Annotated in this window: 8 protein-coding genes; 2 read left to right on the top strand and 6 right to left on the bottom strand. The window is 50.9% G+C overall.

Annotated features, from left to right (window positions below; translation table 11 throughout):
- The coding region (locus BMY36_RS20365) for a site-specific integrase (protein WP_473241538.1) at window positions 1-443 on the top strand (443 nt) is incomplete at its 5' end.
- A gap of 63 nt (window positions 444-506) precedes the next feature.
- Here the strand turns inward: BMY36_RS20365 and rnhA are convergent.
- From rnhA to BMY36_RS19715, 6 genes are all read right to left on the bottom strand, one after another.
- Window positions 507-1,055 carry a ribonuclease HI gene (gene rnhA / locus BMY36_RS18530; RefSeq protein WP_082224750.1) on the bottom strand — a complete coding sequence of 183 codons (549 nt, stop codon included), beginning with the start codon at window positions 1,053-1,055 and terminating at the stop codon, window positions 507-509.
- Window positions 1,056-1,210: 155 nt separating this feature from the next.
- Complete coding sequence (locus BMY36_RS18535; RefSeq protein ID WP_050518504.1) at window positions 1,211-1,981, bottom strand: ParB N-terminal domain-containing protein; 771 nt, start codon at window positions 1,979-1,981, stop codon at window positions 1,211-1,213.
- 48 nt (window positions 1,982-2,029) lie between these two features.
- Window positions 2,030-2,338, bottom strand: a complete 309-nt coding sequence (locus BMY36_RS18540) for a hypothetical protein (RefSeq protein ID WP_050518505.1) — start codon at window positions 2,336-2,338, stop codon at window positions 2,030-2,032.
- 238 nt (window positions 2,339-2,576) lie between these two features.
- On the bottom strand, window positions 2,577-3,134 hold the full coding sequence (locus BMY36_RS18545) for a recombinase family protein (RefSeq protein WP_050518506.1): 558 nt from the start codon (window positions 3,132-3,134) through the stop codon (window positions 2,577-2,579).
- A gap of 191 nt (window positions 3,135-3,325) precedes the next feature.
- A complete protein-coding gene (locus tag BMY36_RS18550) occupies window positions 3,326-3,694 on the bottom strand; it encodes a hypothetical protein (protein WP_050518507.1) in 369 nt (122 codons plus the stop codon).
- Window positions 3,695-4,107: 413 nt separating this feature from the next.
- Window positions 4,108-5,649, bottom strand: a complete 1,542-nt coding sequence (locus BMY36_RS19715; protein WP_175469346.1) for a hypothetical protein — start codon at window positions 5,647-5,649, stop codon at window positions 4,108-4,110.
- A gap of 997 nt (window positions 5,650-6,646) precedes the next feature.
- Between BMY36_RS19715 and BMY36_RS20370 the strand changes: the two genes are divergently transcribed.
- Window positions 6,647-6,874 (top strand): DUF6538 domain-containing protein (locus tag BMY36_RS20370; protein WP_217646640.1); only part of this gene is annotated, 228 nt, incomplete at its 3' end.

Here is a 6,874-nt window from a genome sequence, read left to right on the forward strand (position 1 = left end):
TTTTGCAATACGGAGTGCCATGCCTACGCATAACCCCTGAGAGCGGAACCGTGAAAACTGGCAAGTACCGCATAGTCCCTCTTCATCGCCATCTTATTGAAATTGGGCTGGTGGATTTCATTGAGAGCCAGCCGCCGGGGGCCCTCTTCTTCGCATTGGGAAAGCCAACCGCTGACTCTGTCAAACTGGCCGCAGTGATAAGCGGAAAGGTCGGCGAATGGGTACGTAAGGACGTAGGGATAACCGACAAACGCATCTGGCCAAACCACGCTTGGCGGCACCGTTTCAAGACATTGTGCCGAGATGTCGGAATTGACCAAGAAGTTCGCGACGTAATCCAAGGCCATAACGATGGAACCTCAGCTTCAGATTATGGTGAGGTAACGATAAAAGCGATGCGTCGAGCGATAGACGCATTCCCTCGCGTAGACATCGGGGCCTGAAAGAAGAAAGCCTCTTATAATGTCCCCGGCAGGTTTCCCCGCCGAGGCATTGTAGCGCAGGCCTTATGGGGCCTTTAGTTTGGCTTCGGCTTTGCGTGATCCAGCATAGGCCAGCCTATCCGCCCTCTCATTGTGTTCGTTGCCGTTGTGACCCCGCACCCAAGCCCATGTTACGTTCCGCCCTTTGGCTGCCGCCTCTAGACGTTGCCAGAGATCTTGGTTCACAACGGTCTTGCCATCGCTTTTCTTCCAATTCTTTGCCTTCCAGTTTGCCAGCCAACCGTTCATCGCATTGGGGATAAGGTTGGCATCAGAGAAGACCGTGATTGGTTCTGCGGTGACACGTCCAAGGCTTTCGATTGCGGCACAGGCGGCGGTCATCTCCATGCGGATGTTGGTCGTCGAGAGTTCGAAGCCAGAAAGCTCCCGCCGATTGAGGATTGCGCCGTTGTTGTCACGACGAAGAATAACGACGCCATAACCGCCGTGTCCGGGATTTCCGATACATGAGCCATCGGTGTAAATCTCAATATGGGTCTGGCCATCGTGTGGCTGGTCACCGTTGGTTGTAGGGGCTTGTTCGGCCAAAGCCGATGTGTTCGAGTTTGTCATAAGTGTTTCCTTTGGGTTTTTGAGTGATGCGCTTCAGGCCCCTTCAGCGAGTCGCTGGGGGTATTTGCATCGGGTTTGTGGAAGGTTATTGCGTAGGACGCGAAAGGCCATCAGGGGGGCCATTCTGGCCTAGTCAGGGTTGCCCCTTTGGGTGGTCAGAAGTCGTCGTTGGGGTCGCTTGGAGGTGGTGCAATTGGGTGGTGTTCAAAGTTGGCGCTGAACTCATCCTCGTCGGCTAGATGGCCACCTGAATACATCGCTTTGAACCGTGCCTGTCCTAGATGCCAGCGTAAGGCTAGACCAAGTTCTTCCATTGTGGCCCTCTTGGCGAACTCATTCTTGAACCGTGTTTCAACTGCGTTCAGCAAATCCCTAATCTTTTCGATGCGGGCTTGCTTGGCGGCATCAGTGTCCTCTTCCGGGGCACCTTGAAGTTGCTTGTCATTGCGGTCGCTCCACCAGTTGCCCGTTGGGGTTTTACCGGATGCTGTGATCTCATCTAACCGCCTCCGCATCTTCCTTATGGTTTCGCGTGTCACGCGGGTAGCGGCGGTTATCTGTGCTTTTGACCCAGCACCTTCGATAACCAGACCCCAAGCATATTGGGTGCATTCCGAGGTGGTCCAAGGGAAAGAGGTCTTGGAGTTGTCCCTTGCAGCTTCGATGCGGGCTGCTTTCCGGTTCCCCTCAACGACACGCGCAGGAATGCTGTCCATCTGGCAAAGGCGATATGCAGCGACACGATGGCGACCGTCGAGAATGACGAGCCTCTTAGTCTCAGGCTCCTCCCAAACTTTGATTGGGTCCAGATCGCCACTTATACGCAGAGCGCGGGCGAGTTCGTGAACGTGACGGTTGTCGGTGGCCAGTCGCGGTGAGAACGCGGGGTCGTTTATGAGGCGGTTGATTTCAAGATTTATGGTCATGATTGGGTTTCCATTGGCTTGAGTAAAATGGGACTGATGGGCGGGGCCTCACACATTGAAGGGCAACTGCGAAGAAACCTTTGGAAGGCCTGCGAGTATCAGCGCGGCCATGACTTCAGAGAGGGACAATTCCCCCTCTCCTAGGTGCTTGCGACTGCGCGCCATTAGGCCATCCAGTACCGAAAGAACTTCAGGGCGAAGACGGATGGTCCGCCACGAACGTGCCTTTGCTGTAATGATTGCGGCGGCCACAGAAGGGCACTCTGGGAGGTGTTGGCGCTGGGCGGCGGTGAGGTCGGAGACGAAACGGAGAGTCCGCTCTTGGCCTGAAGTCTTGCGGCGGGCGAAGTTGTGCATGGTGATGCGTCCTTTGAGTGTGACAAAGCGAAAAGGGTTCCCTGAGGATGAACCAAAGGGAGGCGCAAAGGTGCGACTTAGGGGGTTGGAATAGATTGCGCCCCACCTGAGACAGGCAGGGCGACTTCTTTGGCTATAGTGGGGGTTATTCGCGGGGGGCCGGGTGTTTTGGTCTAAGGGTGTGGGTTATTGGGTTATCAGGTCGTAGCCCCCGCCTCCAACCTTTTGGTGCCCTACTTCAGGCGTCCTTCAAGACCCTGTAAGCCGTAGCCCTTGCCACCCCTGCGCGCTTGGCTGCCTCAGTTGCAGAAAGCCCATCGACATGCACAAGTCGCCTGATTTCCTCTACCTTATTTTCCTCCGTCGGCTTCCGACCCCGATACTTCCCGTCAGCTTTCGCCTTGGCAATGCCCTCACGCTGGCGTTCCAACATGATTTCACGTTCAAATTGTGCAATGCTGCCCAGTAGGTTCAGCATCAAGCGCCCGTTCGGGGTGGCGGTGTCGATGCCCATGCCGATGATGCGCAGGGTGGCATTCTTGGTCTCAAGCCGTTCCGTGATTTCCAGCAAGTGCTTTACGGACCGGGCCAAGCGGTCCAACTTCGTGACCACAAGCACGTCTCCTTCACGGATGAACTGTAGGGCTTCCTCAAGCTGGCCCCTGCCATCTTTGTCCACAGAGGAAACCTCCTCCTGAAACACGCGCTCACAGGCAGCTTGGGAGAGGTCGCGAAGTTGGGCTTCAAGGCCTGCCTTCTGGTCGGTGGTCGAGGTGCGGGCGTATCCAATAAGCATGATGCATTCTCCTATCAACGTCTCTTTGAAGTCTTGAGATGTAATAGGCGCGACCGTCTCTTTATGTCAATACCATTTATGTGAGACGGAGAACTCTACCTTTTGAGACGTCGCATTAGAGCAAGCCCTTTGAGACGATCTCGCAGATGTGCCGCCCCGGCAAGCCGAGGATACCGCTACTGATGGGCGTGTCACTGGCAACGACATTCAAGGCCAAGGTCTTCGTCGCTGCGGCAAAAGAGTTCCTGACGCCCAAAGCCAAATTCTGCATCCTCGAACTCAGCGAGAAAACCGCCGTTGGCCCAACACCATTGGCCATCGCCGTAAATCGCGTGGTAGGCATCACAACTGCGCCCAAGATACAGCTTCTCGATGCCTGTGACATAACTGTTTGAGGCACCCTGTCCGATGGTTCTGGTCACAGGATATTTGGATGTAAGAACATACCCATCAGCATTGCAGCTGTCTTCATACTCATGCCCGCCTGCGACATAGGCGCTGGCCTCACTCGCAAGAAAGCCGAGCCACATGACCGCAAAAAGCTGACTAAAACGATACATAGATAATCTCCTTCTAAATTCTATGAGGGGTGGCGGGGGGTACTGCGTAGCCATAATATCTATCACAGGGTTTCGAATTTTCTCGGAGAAATCATGCGAGCAGGCTGGCCGCGTTGCCTCTCAATCTTATTGCGGTAAATGTTAACAAAACCTACACTTTTAGCCACCTGTTTGAATGTGCGCATTGCTTTTAAAGACTTTCCATGCCTTACGAGATTGCACACTAAAGGCGAGGTTCTTAGCCGGGTTCCGCAAGTTGCAGCACAATATGGAACCTTACGTGTGTCCCATGCTTGGAACGCTTCAGCTTTGTCGCTACGAAAGTCCAGCGCTTGTTGCCGAGTTTCAGATAAAAAGAGAGTGGTTAGGTGTCGCAGCGCGCTTTCATTTCCATATCTATTTTATATCGATATCTATCCAGATCGGACATGCACCTCAGCGGCCACCATTTGTTCTTTGATTCTTGATAGCATTTCAGTCTTGGCTTTGTGGCTAATGATTTCTTCAGATCCAATTAAGAGCTGTTGAATCATACCCATGAGGCGGCCATTCTCAAACACGTCAAGAAGAGGCCGAAGCAGCATCTCAGCCTCCCGCACTGTATCAACACTTTTATCTAATTCGTGATTGATCGATTTGAGTGCATGTGCATAGGCATTCCTGTGTCTATACACACTCGCCAAATTTTTTAGCCAAGCCACGAGCTCGGATTTGTGCGACGCGTCTGGTATGCAATCGATTGCGTTTAATAGTAGTTCGCGGCTTCGATCATAACCGAATTTCGTGCTCGCAAGGACCCATTCCATTGCCCCTTGGTCGTGTGAAACAATGGCTGCCACTATTTCGCGACAGACAACTTCGTTGTACGCGTTTGCGACCACTATCGCTTCGAGGGCGAAGCCAGCTTCTATAAGCGCTCGAAGTCGATTTGCGACAGAACCCAACGATAAGGTTTTGGATTGGGCGACGGGTCCACGGCGATGCCACTCACCAGAAAGATTGAAAGAATGCCCACTCTGTTGGCCAAATTGCCATAGGTGATGTTCATCCCCATTATTGTGCAAAAGACACAAAAACTGTTCTTGGAGATTTGGCTCGCGTATAAATCCGACGCTATAGCCCCCATATTCTCGGTTGAATGCTTGTGCTACATCGTTTGCAATGTCTGCTACCGCCCGCCGCAAAAACTGGGGCGCAACTTGCAACAAGACGCGCGTATCCGGAGTCCCCTTTTTGCAATCAAATCGAATTCGACCCTGTTCGACTTGGTCATCAATAAAATCGCTATTTGAGCCAAAGCCTGCCTTTCTTTCTGCCTTAAAAAGACGCCAAAGGTCATCTATATCAAAATCAATCTCAAGCATAGCGTGCTGCAGTAATAAAGCGGATGTAGCGACTTGGAGATTTTCAATGCCTAATGATGTAATTGCTGCGTGTATCGGATTTGATGGATTTTCAGGGTGATTAGACAAAGTGATTAGGCATGTAACTGGATTTGAGTCCTTGGATAAATTGTAACTCCAATTACAAAAAAAAGGCCCTGAGAGATGAGGCCATGGGCGTGGAAAAAAGAGACAGAACTTTAGATGCGTACAACGCGGTATATCTCCCTTAGCAGCACTCCCTCTATTTTCTGCCGTCCGCTCGGCTATTACTTTTAACAATAACACATATAAAGCGTTTTGATCATCTGCTGGTACAAAACCTAAGTTGGTGTTATAACCGACTACTTTCTTCGACTTCCCCAAAACCGAATAAAAAAACGTAAACAGCGGTTCGTTAATATGGCAAGCCCCGTCTTGTACCGCCTTTACGACGGCCTGATAGTGATAGTTCCCTTCATCGAGTGGAATCCACATCTGTTGAGCGGTGCCTGAATCCACAGCGACATATCCTATGAACTCGCCTTTCCAGCTATATGATTTAGTCACTGAGTGAATTTTTGAAAGGTCCATAAAAACGTGTCTCGCAAGTTAGTAATTTCTTTTTAAAAGACGCTGAACTTTGGCATGCTCAGGTCGGCAAAGCAATTGATCTCCCTAAGAGAAGGATCAAAATTATTCTCCGTAGGCACACAATAATTGTGCAAAAAAATATTACAATTAAAACACTATTCAATCCTACAGGAAACTCAAAATGTGATTGCTCAGGAGCCCGCTTTGTCAGCAGTTAGTTTCCACCCTGCAACTGAAGCAAGCGTTCGCCCGTCACTACCGATGTTAAACCCGGCGACTGCAACTATCTATAAGTAAAATCAACGGTCAACGCCAATCTGCTCCGAGTTAAATCCTCTCTTGTAGAGCTGCGTTACTGAGTTTTTCCCCGAATGTAAAATAATCTCTGGGATGCGGCATGTTGACCACACCGTTGGGCTGTCTTAAACGATACGCAGAAAACTCTCATGAAGTGCACATGGGACTTTTTGCATGAAGTTGATATTCTGTGTAAGTATCTGAAAAAATTTGGATATTGGCGCTTCAGGAGCAAGTTCGATTTGGTCGAACATCCCTACCACCGGAACCGAACTGCTTATAAATATCGGGTGATTAAGAAAGCACTCCAAGGGCTACTTTTTCATTTTTTTGCTCTGGGTAAAATCTGGGCTAAGAGAAAGTCTCGAGGCTGTGCTCCTTGGATTCTGTCAACTCTACTAGGCGCCAAGGAGCGAGAGGAGGCTTTCCTAAGCTGCTGGCAGGTAGTTGATGATTGCCAAACTCGAACTGCACGGGACCTTAGCGGCATTCGGCCAGTGCACCACTAAGGTTCTACACCGGGCTTGTATCGGCCGAAAAATTGTTCAATAAAAACAAAGTACACCAGTAGAAATTCCCGAGTTCAATCCTCTCTCACAGCACCATCTTTTCCCCTTTATTATCAAAAAGATGACGGTTATTAGTGGTTTGGATGATGCTCGGATATACACCGAGGGTCTACACCACGATGGTATTACACATGTCCAGACCACACAAAAATCCCAAGACAGGCGTCTACTATTTCCGTCAGAAAACCCCCGCCGACCTGCGGGCAATTTTCGGGAAATCGGAGGTCATCAAGTCTCTGAACACCAAAGAGCCTGAGCTTGCGCGGCAGCGCCACACGGTTGAAGCCGCAAGACAGGCGAGCATATGGCAGTCTCTACGCGCCACGCCCAGCGCATTGCCACACAAGCAGATGATGGCT

Origin of the sequence: Pseudorhodobacter antarcticus, assembly GCF_900110135.1 — a bacterium.
In the GTDB taxonomy this organism is placed as follows: domain Bacteria; phylum Pseudomonadota; class Alphaproteobacteria; order Rhodobacterales; family Rhodobacteraceae; genus Pseudorhodobacter; species Pseudorhodobacter antarcticus.